Annotated in this window: 20 protein-coding genes; 10 read left to right on the plus strand and 10 right to left on the minus strand. The window is 41.5% G+C overall.

What is annotated here, in order from left to right; translation table 11 throughout:
* The first annotated feature begins 596 nt into the window (after nucleotides 1–596).
* Nucleotides 597–2216 carry a cyclic peptide export ABC transporter gene (locus HWQ23_RS28620; protein ID WP_292836325.1) on the plus strand — a complete coding sequence of 540 codons (1620 nt, stop codon included), beginning with the start codon at nucleotides 597–599 and terminating at the stop codon, nucleotides 2214–2216.
* A gap of 139 nt (nucleotides 2217–2355) precedes the next feature.
* On the opposite strand, the gene HWQ23_RS28625 is transcribed toward HWQ23_RS28620, so the two are convergent.
* Complete coding sequence (locus HWQ23_RS28625) at nucleotides 2356–2799, minus strand: TOBE domain-containing protein (RefSeq protein WP_292836328.1); 444 nt, start codon at nucleotides 2797–2799, stop codon at nucleotides 2356–2358.
* A 93-nt stretch (nucleotides 2800–2892) separates the two neighbouring features.
* On the opposite strand from HWQ23_RS28625, the gene modA reads away from it, so the two are divergent.
* Nucleotides 2893–3687: a molybdate ABC transporter substrate-binding protein gene (gene modA, locus HWQ23_RS28630; RefSeq protein ID WP_292836330.1), complete on the plus strand. Its 795-nt coding sequence runs from the start codon at nucleotides 2893–2895 to the stop codon at nucleotides 3685–3687.
* Between the two features lie 146 nt (nucleotides 3688–3833).
* On the opposite strand, the gene HWQ23_RS28635 is transcribed toward modA, so the two are convergent.
* The 3 genes from HWQ23_RS28635 to HWQ23_RS28645 all read right to left on the minus strand — a co-directional run bounded on the left by HWQ23_RS28635 (nucleotide 3834) and on the right by HWQ23_RS28645 (nucleotide 5632).
* On the minus strand, nucleotides 3834–4391 hold the full coding sequence (locus HWQ23_RS28635) for a peroxiredoxin (protein WP_292836333.1): 558 nt from the start codon (nucleotides 4389–4391) through the stop codon (nucleotides 3834–3836).
* A gap of 57 nt (nucleotides 4392–4448) precedes the next feature.
* Entirely contained in the window at nucleotides 4449–4691 is a 243-nt protein-coding gene (gene sipA / locus HWQ23_RS28640) for a regulatory protein SipA (protein WP_292836336.1), read from the minus strand.
* A gap of 428 nt (nucleotides 4692–5119) precedes the next feature.
* Nucleotides 5120–5632, minus strand: a complete 513-nt coding sequence (locus HWQ23_RS28645; protein WP_292836339.1) for a Spy/CpxP family protein refolding chaperone — start codon at nucleotides 5630–5632, stop codon at nucleotides 5120–5122.
* A 336-nt stretch (nucleotides 5633–5968) separates the two neighbouring features.
* On the opposite strand from HWQ23_RS28645, the gene HWQ23_RS28650 reads away from it, so the two are divergent.
* The 3 genes from HWQ23_RS28650 (at nucleotide 5969) to HWQ23_RS28660 (ending at nucleotide 8567) form a co-directional block, all read left to right on the plus strand.
* Complete coding sequence (locus tag HWQ23_RS28650; RefSeq protein WP_292836342.1) at nucleotides 5969–7234, plus strand: sensor histidine kinase; 1266 nt, start codon at nucleotides 5969–5971, stop codon at nucleotides 7232–7234.
* Nucleotides 7234–7896 carry a response regulator gene (locus HWQ23_RS28655; protein ID WP_292836528.1) on the plus strand — a complete coding sequence of 221 codons (663 nt, stop codon included), beginning with the start codon at nucleotides 7234–7236 and terminating at the stop codon, nucleotides 7894–7896. The genes HWQ23_RS28650 and HWQ23_RS28655 overlap by 1 nt, the downstream gene beginning before the upstream one ends.
* Before the next feature lie 167 nt (nucleotides 7897–8063).
* Nucleotides 8064–8567: an O-acetyl-ADP-ribose deacetylase gene (locus HWQ23_RS28660; protein WP_292836344.1), complete on the plus strand. Its 504-nt coding sequence runs from the start codon at nucleotides 8064–8066 to the stop codon at nucleotides 8565–8567.
* 200 nt (nucleotides 8568–8767) lie between these two features.
* Here HWQ23_RS28660 and HWQ23_RS28665 read toward each other — a convergent pair whose 3' ends face one another.
* Nucleotides 8768–9193, minus strand: coding sequence for a nucleoside deaminase (locus HWQ23_RS28665; RefSeq protein ID WP_292836530.1), 426 nt, complete (start codon nucleotides 9191–9193; stop codon nucleotides 8768–8770).
* Nucleotides 9194–9281: 88 nt separating this feature from the next.
* Here HWQ23_RS28665 and HWQ23_RS28670 point away from each other — a divergent pair, with 88 nt between their 5' ends.
* Both HWQ23_RS28670 and fghA read left to right on the plus strand, forming a co-directional pair.
* Nucleotides 9282–10070, plus strand: a complete 789-nt coding sequence (locus HWQ23_RS28670; protein ID WP_292836347.1) for an ion transporter — start codon at nucleotides 9282–9284, stop codon at nucleotides 10068–10070.
* An 86-nt stretch (nucleotides 10071–10156) separates the two neighbouring features.
* Nucleotides 10157–10999: an S-formylglutathione hydrolase gene (fghA, locus tag HWQ23_RS28675; protein ID WP_292836350.1), complete on the plus strand. Its 843-nt coding sequence runs from the start codon at nucleotides 10157–10159 to the stop codon at nucleotides 10997–10999.
* Between the two features lie 74 nt (nucleotides 11000–11073).
* Here the strand turns inward: fghA and HWQ23_RS28680 are convergent, their stop codons facing one another.
* Together HWQ23_RS28680 and HWQ23_RS28685 are read right to left on the minus strand one after the other, a co-directional pair.
* Nucleotides 11074–11496, minus strand: coding sequence for a type II toxin-antitoxin system VapC family toxin (locus HWQ23_RS28680; protein WP_292836353.1), 423 nt, complete (start codon nucleotides 11494–11496; stop codon nucleotides 11074–11076).
* A 1-nt stretch (nucleotide 11497) separates the two neighbouring features.
* Nucleotides 11498–11707, minus strand: coding sequence for a hypothetical protein (locus tag HWQ23_RS28685; protein WP_292836356.1), 210 nt, complete (start codon nucleotides 11705–11707; stop codon nucleotides 11498–11500).
* A gap of 57 nt (nucleotides 11708–11764) precedes the next feature.
* Between HWQ23_RS28685 and HWQ23_RS28690 the strand changes: the two genes are divergently transcribed.
* Together HWQ23_RS28690 and HWQ23_RS28695 are read left to right on the plus strand one after the other, a co-directional pair.
* Entirely contained in the window at nucleotides 11765–11866 is a 102-nt protein-coding gene (locus tag HWQ23_RS28690) for a BrnT family toxin (RefSeq protein ID WP_292836359.1), read from the plus strand.
* Entirely contained in the window at nucleotides 11850–12116 is a 267-nt protein-coding gene (locus HWQ23_RS28695) for a BrnA antitoxin family protein (protein WP_292836362.1), read from the plus strand. The genes HWQ23_RS28690 and HWQ23_RS28695 overlap by 17 nt, the downstream gene beginning before the upstream one ends.
* Here the strand turns inward: HWQ23_RS28695 and HWQ23_RS28700 are convergent.
* The gene (locus HWQ23_RS28700; RefSeq protein ID WP_292836365.1) at nucleotides 12109–12528 is read right to left on the minus strand and encodes a hypothetical protein; all 420 of its coding nucleotides are present in this window, start codon (nucleotides 12526–12528) and stop codon (nucleotides 12109–12111) included. The two genes, HWQ23_RS28695 and HWQ23_RS28700, sit on opposite strands and share 8 nt — an antisense overlap.
* A gap of 5 nt (nucleotides 12529–12533) precedes the next feature.
* Nucleotides 12534–14753, minus strand: a complete 2220-nt coding sequence (locus HWQ23_RS28705; RefSeq protein ID WP_292836368.1) for an FUSC family protein — start codon at nucleotides 14751–14753, stop codon at nucleotides 12534–12536.
* 545 nt (nucleotides 14754–15298) lie between these two features.
* Between HWQ23_RS28705 and HWQ23_RS28710 the strand changes: the two genes are divergently transcribed.
* Nucleotides 15299–16117: a Uma2 family endonuclease gene (locus tag HWQ23_RS28710; protein ID WP_292836371.1), complete on the plus strand. Its 819-nt coding sequence runs from the start codon at nucleotides 15299–15301 to the stop codon at nucleotides 16115–16117.
* A 129-nt stretch (nucleotides 16118–16246) separates the two neighbouring features.
* Here HWQ23_RS28710 and HWQ23_RS28715 read toward each other — a convergent pair whose 3' ends face one another.
* On the minus strand, nucleotides 16247–17830 hold the full coding sequence (locus HWQ23_RS28715; protein ID WP_292836375.1) for a DUF1565 domain-containing protein: 1584 nt from the start codon (nucleotides 17828–17830) through the stop codon (nucleotides 16247–16249).
* Nucleotides 17831–18443 lie beyond the last annotated feature (613 nt).

Raw genomic sequence — 18443 nt, forward strand, 5'->3', positions numbered from 1 at the left:
GTTCATCAAAAGTTCAGGGTTTTAAATCAACTGGCGTTGATCCCAGCTAACCCAGCGATGTCTACGACGGGCGTAGCTGCCGCTAATGCAAATTTATCTTTTTTTAATTTTCTTAGAAACAGCTTACCGTTATCTTAAGCAAAATGGAATTAGTTAACTAAATAAATTTGAGATAATTACTCTAATTAATTCTTATATAATCAACTATTTGATTAATGAATAATAACTATTGTTTTTTATCTATGATTTAACCGTGGTATTAATCAATGCTGATCATTAAAATTGATATACACCAGGAGTCAGAAGTCAAAAGTCAGGAGCCAGAATTTGGAAGTAAAACAGTCTTTATACCTGGCTTTGAGACTTGGCTTGTGTACTTCAGCTTCCTTGAAATCCTCTAAGATGAAAGCTTCGTATCATACTACAATTGAAGAATTGCGTCAAATCTACCAGGTGCCGAAATCTGATACGCAACCAGAAGTTTAGAGGCACGTCACCTCTTGGTTTTTCAGGGTTTGAAACTGTTCAAATACTGGAAATTAAACTTTTGAGCATGGATCGGATGATGAGCATTTGAGAGAGAATAAAGGCTGAAAGTGTTGATTTTACGATGGTTAGTGCGTTCTTCGTGGCGGATGGTGGCGATCGCGATCGCTACCGGATTCTTGAGTGGCGGTAGTAGTGCTGGCTTGATTGCCTTAATTAGCCATGCTGCAAGTAGCGGTACTGCTTCCCGCCTCACATCGATAATTTGGGGTTTTGCGGGGCTGGCAATAGTTGCCCTGATTACCAGTATCATTTCTCAAGTGATGCTGATTCGCCTTTCTCAGAATGCAGTTTTGAAATTACAGATGGGTTTGAGTCGCCAAATTCTCGCTTCAAAGTTGAGTAATCTGGAACGCTTAGGAAATCCTCGATTATTGGCAACTCTCACAGAGGATATCCAGGCGGTTGCTAATGCTGTTTATCAGATGCCTTTCATTTTTATTAATTTAGCGATCGTCCTGGGTTGTATAGCATATATAACCTGGCTCTCTTGGTTAGTATTGTTGATGGTTTGTGTTATTTCAGTAGTAGCGATCGCTAGTTGTCAGTGGCTACTCACCAGAGGCGGGAAATTGCTCGCCTTAGCTCGTGAAGATGAAGATCATCTATTTAAACATTTTCGCACCATTACCGAAGGAGTCAAGGAACTCAAGCTAAATTACAGGCGACGTCAAGATTTTTTAGAAGAAAAACTGCAATCAACTGCTAACGAATTCCGTCATCACAACGTTAACGGCCTAACCCTTTTTGCCATAACTACAAGCTGGGGTCAACTCGTATTCTTTTTTGCCCTCGGTTTTGTACTGTTCGCGCTACCTAATCTGCTTACCATCAATCGCGAAACTCTCTCTGGCTACATTTTGACCTTCACTTACTTGGTGTTACCAATGGATAACATCATCAGCAAACTTCCGTTATTAAGCAAAGCCAGCATTGCCTTGAAAAAAATCGACTCACTGGGTTTATCTCTAGCTAGTGGAACTGAAATATCGACTGTTCCACCTGCGATTAAATCTGACTGGCACAGCTTGAAATTTGAAAGTGTTACCCACACTTACAAAACAAATCAAGAAGACAATAGCTTTATTTTTGGCCCCATCGACTTGACACTTTATCCTCAAGAATTAGTCTTCATTGTTGGCGGGAATGGTAGCGGTAAATCTACTTTAGCGAAACTACTTACTGGACTTTACATTCCTGATGACGGCGAAATTTGGTTCGATAATGAGCTAATTAGCGAACAGAACCAAGAATGGTATCGCCAGCATTTTTCTGTAGTATTTTCCGACTTTTATTTATTTGAAGAACTTTTAGGATTAAAAAATTTTAACTTGGATGCTCAAGCCACAAAATATTTAAAACAACTGCAACTAGACCATAAAGTTAAAGTTGAAAATGGTCAACTTTCCACGACAGCACTTTCTCAAGGACAACGGAAACGGCTAGCTTTGCTCACAGCCTACTTGGAAGATCGACCAATTTATCTATTTGATGAATGGGCAGCCGATCAAGATCCAGTATTCAAAGAAATATTCTACACTCAACTTTTACCAGAACTGCGATCGCGGGGCAAAACAGTGCTGGTGATTAGCCACGACGATCGCTATTTTCATTTAGCAAACCGAATTATCAAACTTGACTATGGACAAATAGAGTATGACAAAACTTAACCCAAGCGTATTGGGTTAAGACAAAGCTGTTTCATTTTTCATTTAATCGAACCACATATGTTGTAGGGGCACAGCAATGCTGTGCCCCTACCGCGTAGTCTATTTACCTAAAAATTGCTGTAAGAATAGCGGCCACAACCTATTCGCTGGCAATAACTATATCGTTGGACTTAATAACGGCATAAGCCTCTTTCCCTTCAGACAAACCCAACTCTTCAACCGATACTCTGGTGATAATCGAAGTTAACACAACTTTCTGAACAATCTCCAGCGTCACCTCACTATTAACGGCTCCAGTGACAACTCGTTTAACAACACCCTTTAGAATATTGCGGGAGCTAACTTTGAGTGATTTCTTTTGAATAGTAATTTCTATCTCAGGCTTTTGAGTGTAGATATCTTCCTCTTCTGTGTTTATGGTTGGTAGCGAGTTGGATGGTGAAGAGTGTTGATTAAGACCACGTACCAATTCCCGAAGAATCTCCGTTTTGGTTCGCTGAGACTGGCCACAAAAGTCTTCCAAAATCTTTCGCTCCTCTTCTGAGGTTTGGAATGTGACCCACCCTTGTTCTTTTCTAGGCATAATTTTACCGATATAGTTGGGCAAATCTTGGTATTATTGTTACGATTTTACCTAGCATCAATTTTAGAAAAAAACCTCTCAAACACCTTTTTTATGAAAAGAAGACAACTTTTTGGCTTTCTGGGTATAGCGATTGCTGGCTTGCTGCTAACAATTGGTTTACCGTTAGTTACTCCTTCTCCTGTAATAGCACAGTCAAACACCAGCATACTTGTGTCCGCAGCCGCCAGCCTAAAAGAGGCACTGGAAGAAATTAAGCCTCTTTACCAACAAAGTAAATCAGATGTCAACATTAGTTATAACTTTGGGGCTTCTGGTGCCTTGCAGCAACAGATTGAGCAAGGGGCACCAGCAGATATCTTTATTTCTGCTGGCAAAAAGCAAATGGATGCCTTGGAAGAAAAAGGACTCTTGCTAACAGGTAGCCGTACTAACCTGGCAAATAACCGTCTAGTCTTGATTGTGGCTCAGGATGTTGTAGGCATCAGTAGCTTCTACGATTTAAGAGATAGTAAGATTAAAAAAATTGCGATCGGTGAACCCAGAAGTGTACCCGCCGGTCAATATGGAGAGCAAGTCTTAAAGAAATTGAAACTTTATGAGCAGGTGAAGTCAAAATTGGTTTTTGCTAACAATGTGCGTCAAGTTTTGGCAGCAGTAGAAAGTGGTAACGCCGAAGCGGGTTTAGTTTATGCTACGGATGCCAAAATTTCTAACAAGGTAAAAGTCGTAGTCGCTGCTGATGATAAGTTTCACTCACCGATTGTCTATCCGGTAGCAATAATTAAAAGCAGTAAAAATACTTCTGCTGCCAAAGAGTTTGTCGAGTTTCTATCTGGCAGTCAAGTCAAAAATGTACTCAAAAAAGATGGTTTTATTGTGCCTTAAATAAGAATGCAGATATAGCAGTTCCCAGGTGGATGAAGTAGATATCAAAACCTCACCCCAATCCCTCTCCGAACTCACGGAGAGGGGAGATAAAGCACAGCTTTATCAGGGTGAGGTTAAGCTGTACCAGTCTTGTTAATTGAGGTCTAAGAAGCTGTAGACTGTAATTTTTCTAATCGTGCCAGCACTTCTGAACTGTGAATAGTTGGGTTGACTTTGACAAAAGTCTCGCGCAAGACGCCCTGAGGATCGATGATAAAACTGTGGCGCATAGATAAAAAGCCGAGCCACGAGCCGTAAGCTTTACTCACTGAACCATCAGTATCAGCCAACAGGGGAAATTTTAGTCCCTCTGAATCACAAAATTTGGCGTGGGAATCAATGTCATCAGCACTTACGCCAATAATCTGGGCGTTCTTTTGCAGGTATTGGGGTAAGTCTTGCTGAAAACGACGAGCCTCTATAGTACAACCAGAGGTGAAGTCTTTAGGATAAAAGTAGAGGACTAGCCACTTACCGCGCAAGTCAGAGAGGGAGATTTTGCCATCACCTGTATTGGTTGGCAAAGTAAACTCTGGCGCAGGTTGATTAATTGCAGGAAGTTTACCACCAAGAGCATCAGCAGCAGGGGTAAAATTCAGCCAGCTGATGACAGAAATACAGCTGGCAAATAATATGCTTAAAAAAGTGCGGCGGGAAATCATGGTGCAAACCAGAATCACAACTTTACACAAGTTTACAATTCTTGGTTGCTAGTAATCTCACTCTAGATCAGATTTGGGAGGAATATCTATGCTTTCGATGTATTGGCTATCTAGGAGAAAAGCTCCCCTAGCGAAGCGAATACCCCAATATCCACCCGGTCTGCGGTCAATGACTATACCCTCTTCGCCAATATGAATTACATCGGGTGGGCGCAGCATGGGCATAGGTTCAGCAGTTTTGACGTAGGCTGGTAGTGCCACGACACGGACTTTACTACCAATTGCAAATTCTTTGGACATCTTAATCAAGCTAGGAGTTTTGAATTAACTCATAACTCATAACTAGCTTGAAAGTCTACTATATTGCAATACAGTTCAGTTAAGGCTAAAAACTAAAATCGGTGTAGGTTGGGTGGAGCGGAGCGCAACCCAACTGATTATCAGGATGTTGGGTTACGCAAAGCCTTCACCCAACCTACAATTTTTTTTGCTACTTGATCAAGCTAGGAGTTTTGAATTAACTCATAACTCATAACTAGCTTGAAAGTCTACCAAATTGGGCATGGGAATAAATAGGGAAAGGGAAAGGGGATGAAGTTTTTCCCCTTTCCGCATCTTCTGCAAGAAGTCTATTAATTTTTGACTATGGAAAACAATGTCTATCTTGGAATTAGATGGGCAGCATTGCCCACCCCAGATTAATTAAGTATTTTTTAAAAGATTGGGGATTATCCGGGATTCCTTTGTTGACGATTTGGACGTGATTGCTCTAGTTTTTGGCGCTGTTCGGGGGTGAGGACTCCTTGAATCTGTTGTTTTTCTGACTCCCGAATTTGTCGTATTTGGGTTTTCTGTGCTTCACTCAGATTTAAGTCAGCAAAATCACCTTTTCCGCGACCATGATGCTGACCTGGTTGCCGTTGGCCTTGACCTGTTTGCCCCTGAGCCTTACGTGCTTGCCACTCAGCCCGATGCGCTTGTTTTGCTGCCTCTAATTTTGCCTTTTGTTCTGGGGTGAAAACTGCCTCCATTTTGGTGCGGCTATCACGGCGAATTGTCTGAATTTGGCTTTTTTGGGCATCTGTTAGATTCAAGTCTTTCCAAGGGCCTCTTTCTTTTTGGGGAGTTTGTGCAAGTAGCACGGGTGAAGCAGAGGCTGTTTGGGCGTGAACAGCAAAGGAGGTTGCAGTTAAAGTAAGAGCGAACGCTCCAGCGACTAGCGATAATGCTTTGAATTTCATTATTTGTTTCGTGGTTTTTTCTTGGTTAGATGTCACTATCATAAGAACTTATCTTCAGTAGTCACATGAGGAGAAAGTCATGGTTTTACCCATGACTAAAGTCATGATTCAATTTTGACAAATGTGATTGACAATAAATAGTTAGGAGTGGGGAGTTAAGAGTTAAGAGTTAGGAATTTGGAATAAGCAAGATTTTTATTATGATTGATTTATATAGCAATCCTATCTGAGTTGTGAAAATTATTTTGTTTAACGCGGCTCAAATATTCGCGACTCCTAACTCCTAACTTCTAACTCCTAACTCCTAACTAATCCATAACTGGAGCGAAGCAACTGATGAATCGTCCAATTCAAATTAAGAAACACCCTTTTCCGTCTCTACTTTATCTGGAGTGGACACTACTGGCGATTACTGCATTGACAGCAGTTATACCACCTCCGTTACGGCAATTTCGTCCTAAGCCTCCAGAACTATCAATTTGTGGTGTATTTCCAGACTTGTCAGGTTGTAGCATATTGCCACAACTGTCAATTTATAGTCTGATTATTTTTGCGCTAATGGGTTTAACATTACCTAAGAATAACCAGATAACTAAGGTAGTCTACACAGCCATTGAAATTTTATTGATTTTAATGACTGGACTTTTTGGTGAGAGATTTGCTCGCCTTTTCCCCTTTCTTTACATAATTTTAGTTACTCGCAGTTGCTTAATATTTCAGTTACCTGGGCGTTTATTCGTTACAAGTCTATCATTTAGCTTGTTTCTATTTACGACACAACTAAAGTACCAGTTATTTAATTTTCAAGCATCACCACAGGCGCAAGAACGCTTTCGATTTCTGAGCTTGAATTGGTCGCTAGTATTTGGCTTAAGTTTAGTTTTTGTGTTGTTGATGATGAATGCAGTATTATCTGAACGGCACAGTCGAGAAAAACTAGCGATCGCTAACGAAAAACTCCGTCAATATGCCATGCGAATTGAAAATCAAGCTACCTTAGAAGAACGTAACCGCATTGCTCGTGAAATTCATGATTCATTAGGGCACTCTCTAACTGCTTTAAATCTGCAATTAGAAACTGCTTTAAAACTATGGCAATCTAACCCAATTAAGGCTGAAACATTTCTAGCAACAGCAAAAGAATTAGGTTCAAAAGCGCTAAAAGATGTCCGCCAATCTGTTTCTACTATGCGTTCTAATCCCTTACAAGAGCAATCTTTAGAACTGGCGATCGCTAGTCTTTCAGAAAATTTTCATCGCTCCAATGGCATTTTACCAATTTATCAAATCAACATTGAATATACTCTGCCACCTGAAATCAATACCGCTATTTACCGGATTACCCAAGAATCATTGACAAATATATCTAAATATGCGTATGCAACAGAGATTAAACTAGAACTCACTACCACAAGAGGAAATTTACGATTGATAATTCAGGATAATGGTAGAGGTTTTGATTTAGGGCAAAATACTACTGGTTTTGGACTTCATAGTATGCGCGATCGCACTTTAGCAATAGGAGGTGAGTTTAATATTAATAGCGCTCCTGGTTCTGGTTGCAAAATTATAGTTAATATTCCCTTAACGAGGTTGACATGATGATTAAAGTGTTGCTGGTAGATGACCAAAGTTTAATTCGTCAAGGTTTAAAAGCTTTATTGGAGCTAGAACCAGATATAGAGATAGTGGGAGAAGCAGAAAACGGTGAACAGGCGATTAATTTAGTTGCTCAATTACAGCCAGATGTAATATTGTTGGATATCAGAATGCCGATTATGGATGGAGTTGCAGCCACGCGCGAAATTCAAAAACGTTTTGCCAAAACTAAGATTTTAGTACTGACGACTTTTGATGATGATGAATATGTGTCAGCAGCGATGCAAAATGGAGCAATGGGTTATTTATTGAAAGATACACCATCAGAAGAATTAGCTGTTGCTATTCGTGCCGTTCATAAAGGATATACTCAACTAGGCCCAGGTATAGTTAAAAAACTGTTGACTCAGTTTTCTCATGTTGCACCAACCCAGTCACTGCCTGTACCATCTAGTTTAGGTGAACTTACTCCTAGAGAAAAAGAGGTTTTGCAGTTAATTGCTACAGGCGCTAGTAACCGAGAAATTGCTCACCAACTCTACATTTCTGAGGGGACAGTAAAAAATCATGTTACGAATATTTTAAACAGGTTAAATTTGCGCGATCGCACTCAAGCTGCAATTTGGGCAAATACATATTTATCCTATTTAAATGAGCCAAGTTAAATAATTCCTAATTTATAATTATAACCTCTATAGCAATTCTATTTGATTCGTGAGAATTGCAGCAGATCCCCAACTGATCGTTAAACTTGAACCTAAAACTCTCTGGTGGACATTTATATACTACACTTGTACTATATAAATGAGTCTTGATTACGCTTAATTGTTTTATGGAAGTGATTTTAGGTGATATCACAAAGCTAGAAGTTGATGCGATCGTCAATGCTGCAAATACTAGTCTGCTTGGCGGTAGTGGCGTAGATGGAGCGATACACAAGGCATCTGGAGCAGAACTAGTTGATGAGTGTAGGTCACTTAGAGGATGTAAGATTGGCGATGCTAAACTAACCAAAGGATATCGTTTACCTGCAAGCTTCATCATTCATACCGTAGGGCCAGTATGGCGAGGAGGTAATCACGGAGAACCTGAACTTCTAGCTCAGTGTTACCACAAATGTATGCAAATTGCCGCAGATAAACAGTTTAATAGTTTGGCATTTCCTTGCATTAGTACTGGTATTTACAAATATCCTAAAGCTTTAGCCGCTAAAGTGGCAGTGAAAATATGCGATGAACAGCTACAAAAGAATGGTTGTCCCCAAAGAATAATTTTTTGCTGCTATGACTCAGAAAACTATGGAATATATACGAATATTTTAGGACTTACGCATTAACAGAAGTAGTTCAAAAGGCTAGTTTTAAAAATAAGTTTTTTCATATAGCGCTTCTCGTTGGTATGCAATACACTCTCACCTCGCTTCCATTCCTCTCTGCTTTTAGGAAAGAGGTTTTGAGGCTTGCTTCCCAACGCTAGCTTTTTTAAGCGGCTGTTCTTGTTAGGTCTGTATTGAACTCAATTAAGAAGCGCTATAGCTTATTTAAATAACTCCAAGCATTCATTTTTTAAAACGCCTTTTGTGACTTTGATGTTTCTAAATGACTTAGCGATCACTTCCTCGCAAGATATATTAATTTGTGATTGATTTACCGAGATTAAATCTTGAATTGAAGCACCATATACAATTTCTGATAAACCACTCCAAACACAAGCAGTTGCACACATCGGACAAGGTTCGCCAGTTGTATATATGCTATAACCTTCTAAAGAAGGATTTTTTAGTTTAGCTGTTAAACTACGAATGACGTTGATTTCCGCATGGGCTGATGGATCGTTGTCTCTCCTCACAGTATTATGAGCTACGGCAAGGACTTCGTTATCTTTAACAATCACAGCACCATAAGGTGCATCTCCTTCTTTTGCTTCTGCCAAAGCTAAACGCATAAAATATTCTGGGTTCATATAAGCTGAGGTTAACATAAGGATAATGATTAATAATATCGTATTTCTAATGTTATAACTGAGAATTAAGATTAATTAATGGTCGAATATGTTACTCAGCAGACAAGAAACTGAATTTTACTTAGAAGACCTGGAAACACCAATAGGTAAAGCGATTAATTTAACACTTGCCTTTTTGGTGTTACTATCATCAGGAATTTTTGTGGCAGAAACATATAATATTCCTGATTCTACGCGGTTTCAGTTGAATGTAGCTGATACTGCGATCGTGATCATCTTCGCGGTGGAATATTCACTCCGTCTGTGGAGTGCAGAAAACAAAATTAAGTATATTTTTAGCTTTTATTCGATTATTGACTTAATGGCAATTTTGCCATTTTTTCTAGGGATGGTGGATATTAGCTTTATCCGCCTACTGCGATGGTTTCGGATTTTACGATTAATCAGATTTATAGATAGAAAATTTTTATTCGCCAGTATCAGCACCGAAGATGGAATGATTTTTACGCGAATATTATTTACATTATTTGCAATTGTTTTTATTTACTCTGGCTTAATTTATCAAGTCGAGCATCCGGTTAATCCTCAAAATTACGGTACATTTTTGGATGCATTTTATTTCTCTGTTGTCACAATGACAACTGTAGGATTTGGCGATGTTATTCCAATTTCTGAATTAGGGCGCTTGCTAACAGTATTGATGATTTTCACCGGAATTGCGCTGATTCCTTGGCAAGTGGGAGATTTAATTAAGCGAGTGGTGAAAACTGCTAATCAGGTAGAAACAGTTTGTTCAGGTTGTGGTTTGGCTTTCCATGATGTAGATGCTGGGTTTTGTAAAAGGTGCGGGACTAAGTTACCGACGTCACAGGGTTGATTGAGATGCGATCGCTACCTGCATAATATTAATCTAGGTTAAAATAATCTGTCTTTGGCAGCCGCTCAGGAAAGAGAATATAACCAATGCCTAACCTCAACCTCATTTCAGAATATAAAAGCTTTGGTGGCAAACTCGGCTTTTACAGTCATCACTCCTCCACCTGTAACGGTGAAATGCGCTTTGCTGTCTATCAACCACCACAAGCAAGTCAAAAACCTGTGCCGATTCTCTATTTCCTCTCTGGATTGGCTTGCACAGAAGAGAATTTTATGGTTAAGGCGGGAGTGCAACGCTTTGCGGCTGAGTACGGTTTGATATTGGTTGCACCAGATACTAGCCCGCGTAATACTGGCATTGCAGGTGAGGATGACGGCTGGGACTTTGGCACGGGTGCGGGCTTTTATGTTGATGCTACAGAAGAACCGTGGCGTCAACACTACCAAATGTATAGTTATGTCGTCCAGGAACTACCGGCTTTAATTACCGCAAATTTCCCCACCCAACCTGAAAAACAAGGCATTTTCGGTCATTCGATGGGGGGACACGGGGCGCTTGTCTGTGCGATGAGAAACCCAGAACTCTACAAATCAGTATCAGCTTTTGCACCGATCGCTGCACCTATGCGTTGTCCTTGGGGTGAAAAGGCTTTCAGTGGTTATCTTGGCAACAATCAAGAAAGTTGGCGTGCTTATGATGCTAGTGAATTAGTCAAAAAAGTAGGATATCACAGTCCGATTCTCATTGACCAAGGAACTGCTGATAAATTTTTAGCTGAACAATTACTGCCAGAGGTGTTTGAGCAAGCTTGTGCAGATCTTAACCAGCCGCTAAACTTGCGTTACCAAGAAGGCTATGACCACAGTTATTATTTCATCGCCAGTTTTATTGAAGATCATATCCGCCACCATGCGATCGCTCTTGCTTAATTTTACAGGTATCTAGAAATAAGGGCGATCGCCCGGTTGGAAAAGCTTCGAGTGATTGAGTTGGATCAATTGGTTTAGGCTGTCCAATCTTCAACGTTAAGATTCTCAATCTGTCCGAAGTCTTTTAGATTACGAGTCAGCAAAGTTGCTTGATGGGCAAGCGCAATCGCAGCAATTTTGAGATCCATTGAACCTAGTCGAGGATAGGATTTGCGAAGATTTTGGAACATTTGCCCTGCTCTTTCATCAAAACTGACGACAACGATGGTTCGGTAATTAAGAAGTTGATTTTCTAATTTGCGATACGCAGCGATTTGCCCTTCTATGGAATCGGCTTTGGCAATGTAACTGAGCCAACCCCGCATTTGTTCCTCGTAAGTCACGATCGTGGTGGCAACTTCATTGGGATTGATACGGGCTATTTTGGCAAGAAGTGGCTGGGCTGAAGCTCCACCTCGGTCAAAGACGCTGATATGGTCGGTATCGAGGAGGTACATCTCAAACGTCGAGGGGGGAGTCAGAATCAGGGCGAAGAGATTGACGGTATTGTTGCCCCAATTGCATCGCTTCGTCGTAAGCTGGATCATTGGCAAATGTGCCTAAAATGGTTTGCCACCAAGGAATAGGAGAAACGGGGAGTTGCTGCTTAAGGCGAGCAACCTCGGTTTCTAAAATTGCAAGTCTGGCTTCGATTTCGGGCGTTGACATAGGATTTTTTAATCGTCTATTGTTCTGATTATAAGAAACGAAGCTAAAAATGGCTCAATGATCGTGGTTGTCTTTACAATGCGTGGCGAACAGATCAGGATAATAAGTGCGAGAAAAGCGACAAAAATAGAGCGCAAGAAATATGAAGAAGGAATCTGAGTTCCCTTTCGAGAGGGCGAGGCGAGTCACACCAGAAGAAAGTGAGAAATTCAGAGAAGCGATTTCTGAACAGTTTGGCATGAAGTTGAGAAAGCGGGGTAGACCAGCAAAACATGAAGATGAGAAGTATGAATTAATTTCCCTCAGACTTCACCCGAAAGTCCTAGCCTGGGCAAAAGAAGAAGCCGAAAAAAGAGGTATTGGCTATCAAACAGTTATTAATGAGGTACTGCTAGAGCAAATTAGCTGATAGAGTGCGATCGCCAAAATAGCAATTGAGATCGCCGAAGTAGCAATTGAGATCGCCGAAATAGCAATTGCGATCGCCGAAATAGCAAATGGGTTCGCCGAAATAGCAAATGGGTTCGCCGAAATAGCAAATGGGTTCGCCGAAGTAGCAATTGCGATCGCCGAAATAGCAATTGCGATCGCCGAAATAGCAAATGGGTTCGCCGAAGTAACAAATGCGATCGCCGAAATAGCAAATGGGTTCGCCGAAATAGCAAATGGGTTCGCCGAAATAGCAAATGGGTTCGCCGAAGTAACAAATGGGTTCGCCGAAATAGCAATTGCGATCGCCGAAATAGCAATTGCGATCGCTGAAATAGCATTTGCGATCGCTGATCTTGTAGGTTGGGTTGAGCGTAAGCGTTACCCAACATTATTTTTATTTCGCTGATATTAGCCGTACCATCGCTGAGTGCATAGCAGTTAACCGCCGCACAATCTGGTCAATCTCCAAATCTAATATGCTGTAATCAATGACTGCCTGACGAATCGGTGTATGTCCTTGATTGATAGCTAACTCTTGTATGCGGGCTGTACGCAGTGCTTGCAGGTGCGGTTGGATTTTTTGCAGCGTTGCTTCCAAGTCAGGTAAGGGCGGTGGGGTAATTTCCTGCTGTACTGAATCAGCTAACTGCTCTAACACTAGCGAAATTTGGCGGACAAAGGTTTCTAATTCTGGGAGTGGCGCTGTTGTTCCTCGAAAATGTTCGAGATGTACTGCCAAAACTGTCACGGCGTTAGTGAAACGTCCTATGTACAGCAGCAGCGTCATCACTGGTTCTACTAATTCTTTGTGCATTTTGGGTTCGCGCAGCAATCCTTGGAAGGAGGCTTGGGCATTGCCAATTGCTAGTCCAGTTTGTCGCCGTTGACTGATAATGCTAGAGTCACGCTCTTTTGTGCCCTCGTAAACAGCCATCACATCCCGAAAGTATTTGTGACATTCTCGTAGCGCCGTGGCGAGTTGACTGGGTAAACGATCGCGTTCCCAATTTGGCCAGATAAAATAATGACTCGCAAAAGCTAGTCCCGCCCCAATTAAGGTATTCAACACCCGAAAGCCAGCAAATTGCCAGCTAATCGGATGACCAATATCGATAATCAGTAAGACAAATATTGACAAGAAAACCACCGAATATCCATAGTTAAAACGGATTAGGGAAACGCCAAAAAATACTGTCAGCAGAATGATCGTATCTAATACAGGCTTACTCGTGATGGTTGCAAGTAGGATAGCAGCTAAGACAGCTCCCAAGATAGTCCCGCCAACTCGCTGGAAAAACCTCTGGAAAGTTGCACCCAAGTTTGGTTTGAGGACTAGCATGATTGTCAGCGTTACCCAATAACCCATTGGTAAATTGGTAACTGTGTATAATATTACGCCTACAGCTAGACCGACACCAATGCGGAGAGCATGGCGAAAGATTGCTGAGTCTAAGGTGAGGTTATCTTTGAGTAAACTTAAGAGCGATCGCTGTTCCTCTTCAACTAAAAGAAGTCTATCTACATCACGTTGGCTGATTTTGCTGCGATCTGCCAGAGATTTAGCTGTCTGAGCCGTGTATTGCAATTGCTTGATCAGCTTTTCTACCATCAGCACCAGGTTACTGAGAGCAACGAGAGTTGTGTAGTCTGTCTCACTCCCCGCAATTGCTTTTCTTTGCAGACTTTCTTGTTCTTTCAGTGCCTCATAGATGCGGTTGAGATTCCCCAAGTCGATGCTAGCAGGCTTGCGAGATATGACTTTTGCTATGGCTTGAAGAATGACTGATATTTGTGCGAGTGCATCGTCTACTAATTGCTGGACTGCGTGATATTGCTGTTGTTGGAAGTGAGTTTCTAATAACTCGGTTAAGGCAATAACTGAGCCAAGCAAGCGATCGCCATCCTGAATTAGCAGCAAAAACGACTCATTCATCCAACTTCGAGCCGACTGTCCAATCCGTAATGTACCTAAAGTAGTCCGTGCTGTCTCTAATGCCTTTCTAATTTCGAGAATATTTTCAGGTGTTGCTACTTTACCGAGAAATGCCTGAATGTAGTTGGCGATTGCACTGAAGCAGTCAGCCAAAGCTATCCGTAGTGGGTCATAAGGTCTAAAAGGCCACATTACTAGGGTAAGTTGCATCGCCCATCCACCGGCAATTAGACATAGCAGCGATCGCATGAGTGCGACTTGCAAGTTTCCCGGCTGTGCGATCGTGGAAATAAATGATATCCCTACCACCAAACCGACATTTGCACCAGCATTACCGTACAGCGACGCAAAACCGGAAGCAAGCCCCCAGAAAAATGTCAGCACCACAGCTAACGCTGGAACTCTAGCGACTAGAGTACCCACAAATACTGAAACAGCTATTCCCAAAGTAGCGGCCGCCATCGCCTTAGCTTTGATCTGGTAAGGGCCACCAACATTAGCTAAGTTGACAAAGTAAGCGATTAAACCGACAAACAATCCGGTTTCCCTTTGGTTGATAAGTTGCCCAATTAGCATGGGAACCCCCAAAGCTAACGCAGCTCGCAAGCCGTTGGATATTGCTGGTTTTCCTGGCTCTGACTGGATCAGAAATCTGAGGAAATTACTTCGATTCAACTGCATTCTTTTTGTTAACAAAACAAAATCTTTATCTAGATTTTATTAATATTCTTATATATTTAGATTTATTTTAATTCATGGTGGGCAAGTCAGACAATTTTGGATTTTGGATTTTAGATTTTAGATTGACCCCAGCAATCAAGTCAGGGGCAAGTCATTTAATTTTAAATAATGGAACGCAAGAATCTTCTCTTCTTAGGCTCTGCCAACAATCCAAAATCCAAAATTTAAAATCTAAAATTCGGTGAGAGCTTTTCTAGGAACTGAATATTAGGATGCATATTTTGCCACTTTATAATTTATATAGGACTCCTATTTGATTTTTGAACAAATTAAGTACTAATCGAAAAGGCTTATTCCCTACTCCCCACTCCCTACTGCCCACTCCCAGCCTACGCAAGTCAGTTCAATAATCAAAGCGGATTACTATACTTAATTCTTTGTTAAAAAAATGTCAACGAATTGGATAGAACTTTTTTTGATACTGACATCATCGGCGATCGCTGTCATGGAAGCGATAAGATCAAAAATAAATTCATGCTGTGTTTATGGCAACCCAACTCAGCCAAGCCAAATCCCAAACTGAACTGGTAATATCTTGGGAAGCCTTGCCCAAGGATTTTCAACTAGAGGATGAACCAGTGGAGAATACAGGTCAGCCACTTTTGGCTGGTGCTTTGCGTGAAAGCTTAGAAATCAGTGGATTCATCCAACCCCAGATGTTGATAGCTTCAAACTTTGGTCTTTGTGCGACAATCAACGGGCAATTTATTGCCAAAGCACCTAACTGGGTTTATGTGCCATCGGTGAATCAAGTTGTGGGCAATCGTAAAAGTTATACACCCAATTTAGAAGGAGATATCCCAGCGATCGCCATCGAATTTCTATCGGAGACTGAAGGTGGAGAATATTCCGTAAAGCGAACTTATCCACCAGGAAAATGGTTTTTCTACGAGCAAATTTTACAGATTCCCATCTACGTAATTTTTGAACCAGATGGCGGTTTATTAGAATATTATCAACTGGAAAATAAACGCTATGAGTTAAAGTTACCCGACGAAAATGGTCGTCATTGGATTGATGTAATGGGCTTATTTTTGGGAACTTGGCAAGGAACAAAAGAAGCTCGCACTGGTTATTGGTTGCGCTGGTGGGATCAAGCTGGTAATTTATTACCGTGGGCTGTGGAACAGATTGAACAAGAACGCGAACGTGCTGAACAAGAACGCCAACGCGCCGAACAAGAACGCGAACGCGCCGAACAAGAACGCCAACGCGCTGAACAAGAACGTCAGCAAAAAGAACGACTGATTGCTTATTTGCAATCTCAGGGTATTGACCCGAATAATTTGCCCCCGTTCGAGTAGAAAGTAAAAACCGCGCGTTTGTGAAATTACATCTGTTTTGATTTATTTGAACCACACCTGTCGTAGGGGCAATTCATGAATTGCCCCTACAAAAATTACGCGATTTTGCAAAACAAACCAGTTTAAAAATCAAGCAGTCACAATATAAGGTGAGTTGATCGCTGCTACACGATTAGCATCTACCAAAGCTTGATATACCATCACCGCTACCTCAGCGCGTGTAGCATCGCGGGTAGGATTGAGTTGTTTGAGATTCGGGTGATTGACGATAATCTGCTTTTGAATAGCCTTGATTACTTCATCCTTAGCATAATCAGGAATCTTTGCTTGGTCATCGAAAACTTTAATAGTTGCTGTCCCATCAGCAGATAATCCTAATCCATTCACCAAGGAAACAATCACTTGCACGCGCTGGATATTTTTGTTGGGGGCAAAGGTATTGTCGGGAAAACCAGAGAGAAATGAACCTTCATATGCCTGCTGAATTACCTTGGATGCCCAAAAGTTTGCTGGTACATCTTTGAATTTGATCGCGGGGCGGTTTGACGATGGATTGAAAGCTTTTACCAGTAATGCGGCGTATTGCGCCCGTGTCATTGTCGCATCTGGTTTAAATGTGCGATCGGGAAAACCATTGACTATCCCCAACTTGACTAATTCCCGAATAAAGTCACCTGCCCAATGATTCGCAATATCGGTTAATTCGATAGTAGGCGTAGGTGTCGGTGTCGGAGTGGGTGCCGGTGTTGGTATAGGAATGGGAATAGGTGTCGGTGTCGGTGTAGGTGTCGGCGCAGGAGTTGGCGTAGGTGTCGGTGTCGGCGTAGGTGTCGGTGTCGGAACCGAACTATCTGCAAACTCTAGGTTTCCTGTGACTTTAGACGTATCTATTTTATTTCCTACAGAAACCAGCTTGTTGGAACTGGCATTTTGCAAATCAAATTTACCGTTATTGCGTAGAGTATTGCCGCCTGGGTTATTGGTACTGCCGATATCCGGTAGGGCAGTTCCAATTACCGTGATCCCATCGTCAGTGTTATTTTCACAGACATTGTTACGCAATAAGGGACGAGCACTACCAGAGATGATAATCCCAGAACGGTTTTCATAAATTTTGTTATCTCGAAGTATGGGTGATGCAGTATCACTAATAGCAATGCCAAAACCTGTTTTGAAGTAGGTGTTATCTAGAATTTGACCTTTAGAATTTTTAGCGATCGCAATTCCATTGGCTGCATTCTGAGTGAACACATTACCTAGAATAACTGGGTTAGCCTCACCTGTAGCAAATACTCCCTCCCGCTTACAGTTGGTGAAGGTGCTATTAGCAACAGTAGGGGCAGTTGATTCAATCCAAGCACCACTACCACGGCTAGCCAGATTTGTTACAGTCACTCCTCGGAGTTCGGCTTTATCCAGCAACACTAATGTGACATTCTGACCAGCAAAAGTACGGCTTAGGTAGTTACCACTTCCTTCAATCAAAATGCGATCGCCTTTGTTTGCTTCATCACCCACCACTATCACCCCAGATGGAATAGTTAGCGGAAAGACTTCACCACTAGCAGCATTATAATTTCCATTTGCCAGTTGAATCTTAGTGTTATCTGTAGCTACCTTAAGGGCTTGGGTAATAGTTTTGAATGGGGCTTGTTGGCTACCAAGGTTGGTATCGCTGCCTATTACTGGATTTACGTAAAAAGTTTGAGCCATATTTATACTTGAAAAAACACATAGCTATCCTAGCGCTAACCATGAAAGTGGGTAGCGGTTGATGCATTAAGTAACTTAAAGTACTTTTGAGTCCAAAGTTAAAAAAATACGCAAATGCTTTTGGTTTCACTACTACTGAGCTAACCTAAAATTGCTGGGTGAGGGTGGGAAGTGTGGGAGCAAAGGTAAAGTTTCTGACTATTGACCTAACGATTTTAGATTTTGGATTTTAGATTTTAGATTATTTCGGTTCATGCCCTGCCCCTAGTGGACGGAATAAATTCAAAATCCCAAATCCCAAATCTTCAAGCCTTGTCCCCTTGTGGGCGAGGTTAATCCAAAAGACGCTCTCTACGAGACGCTCTTGCTAGCTTGTCCTCCGCAGGAGTACGCGGACTCGCTCTCCGTGGCGCTATCGCTTTCTCCAAAATCCAAAATTGGTTAACTATTGACTATTGACTAATCTGATATCTTGCGCCATTCTCGATCAGCCAACTAGCCCGCCTCAGACTTAAGTCTGAGGCTAATAGCCCAAGTCCACTCAAGTGGACTAAAACCGTTTACTAGTAGTCTTTAAACTACTTTAGCTATAAGCAAGAGTAATTCATTACTA

The organism is Nostoc sp. JL33, assembly GCF_017114985.1.
Taxonomy (GTDB): domain Bacteria; phylum Cyanobacteriota; class Cyanobacteriia; order Cyanobacteriales; family Nostocaceae; genus Nostoc.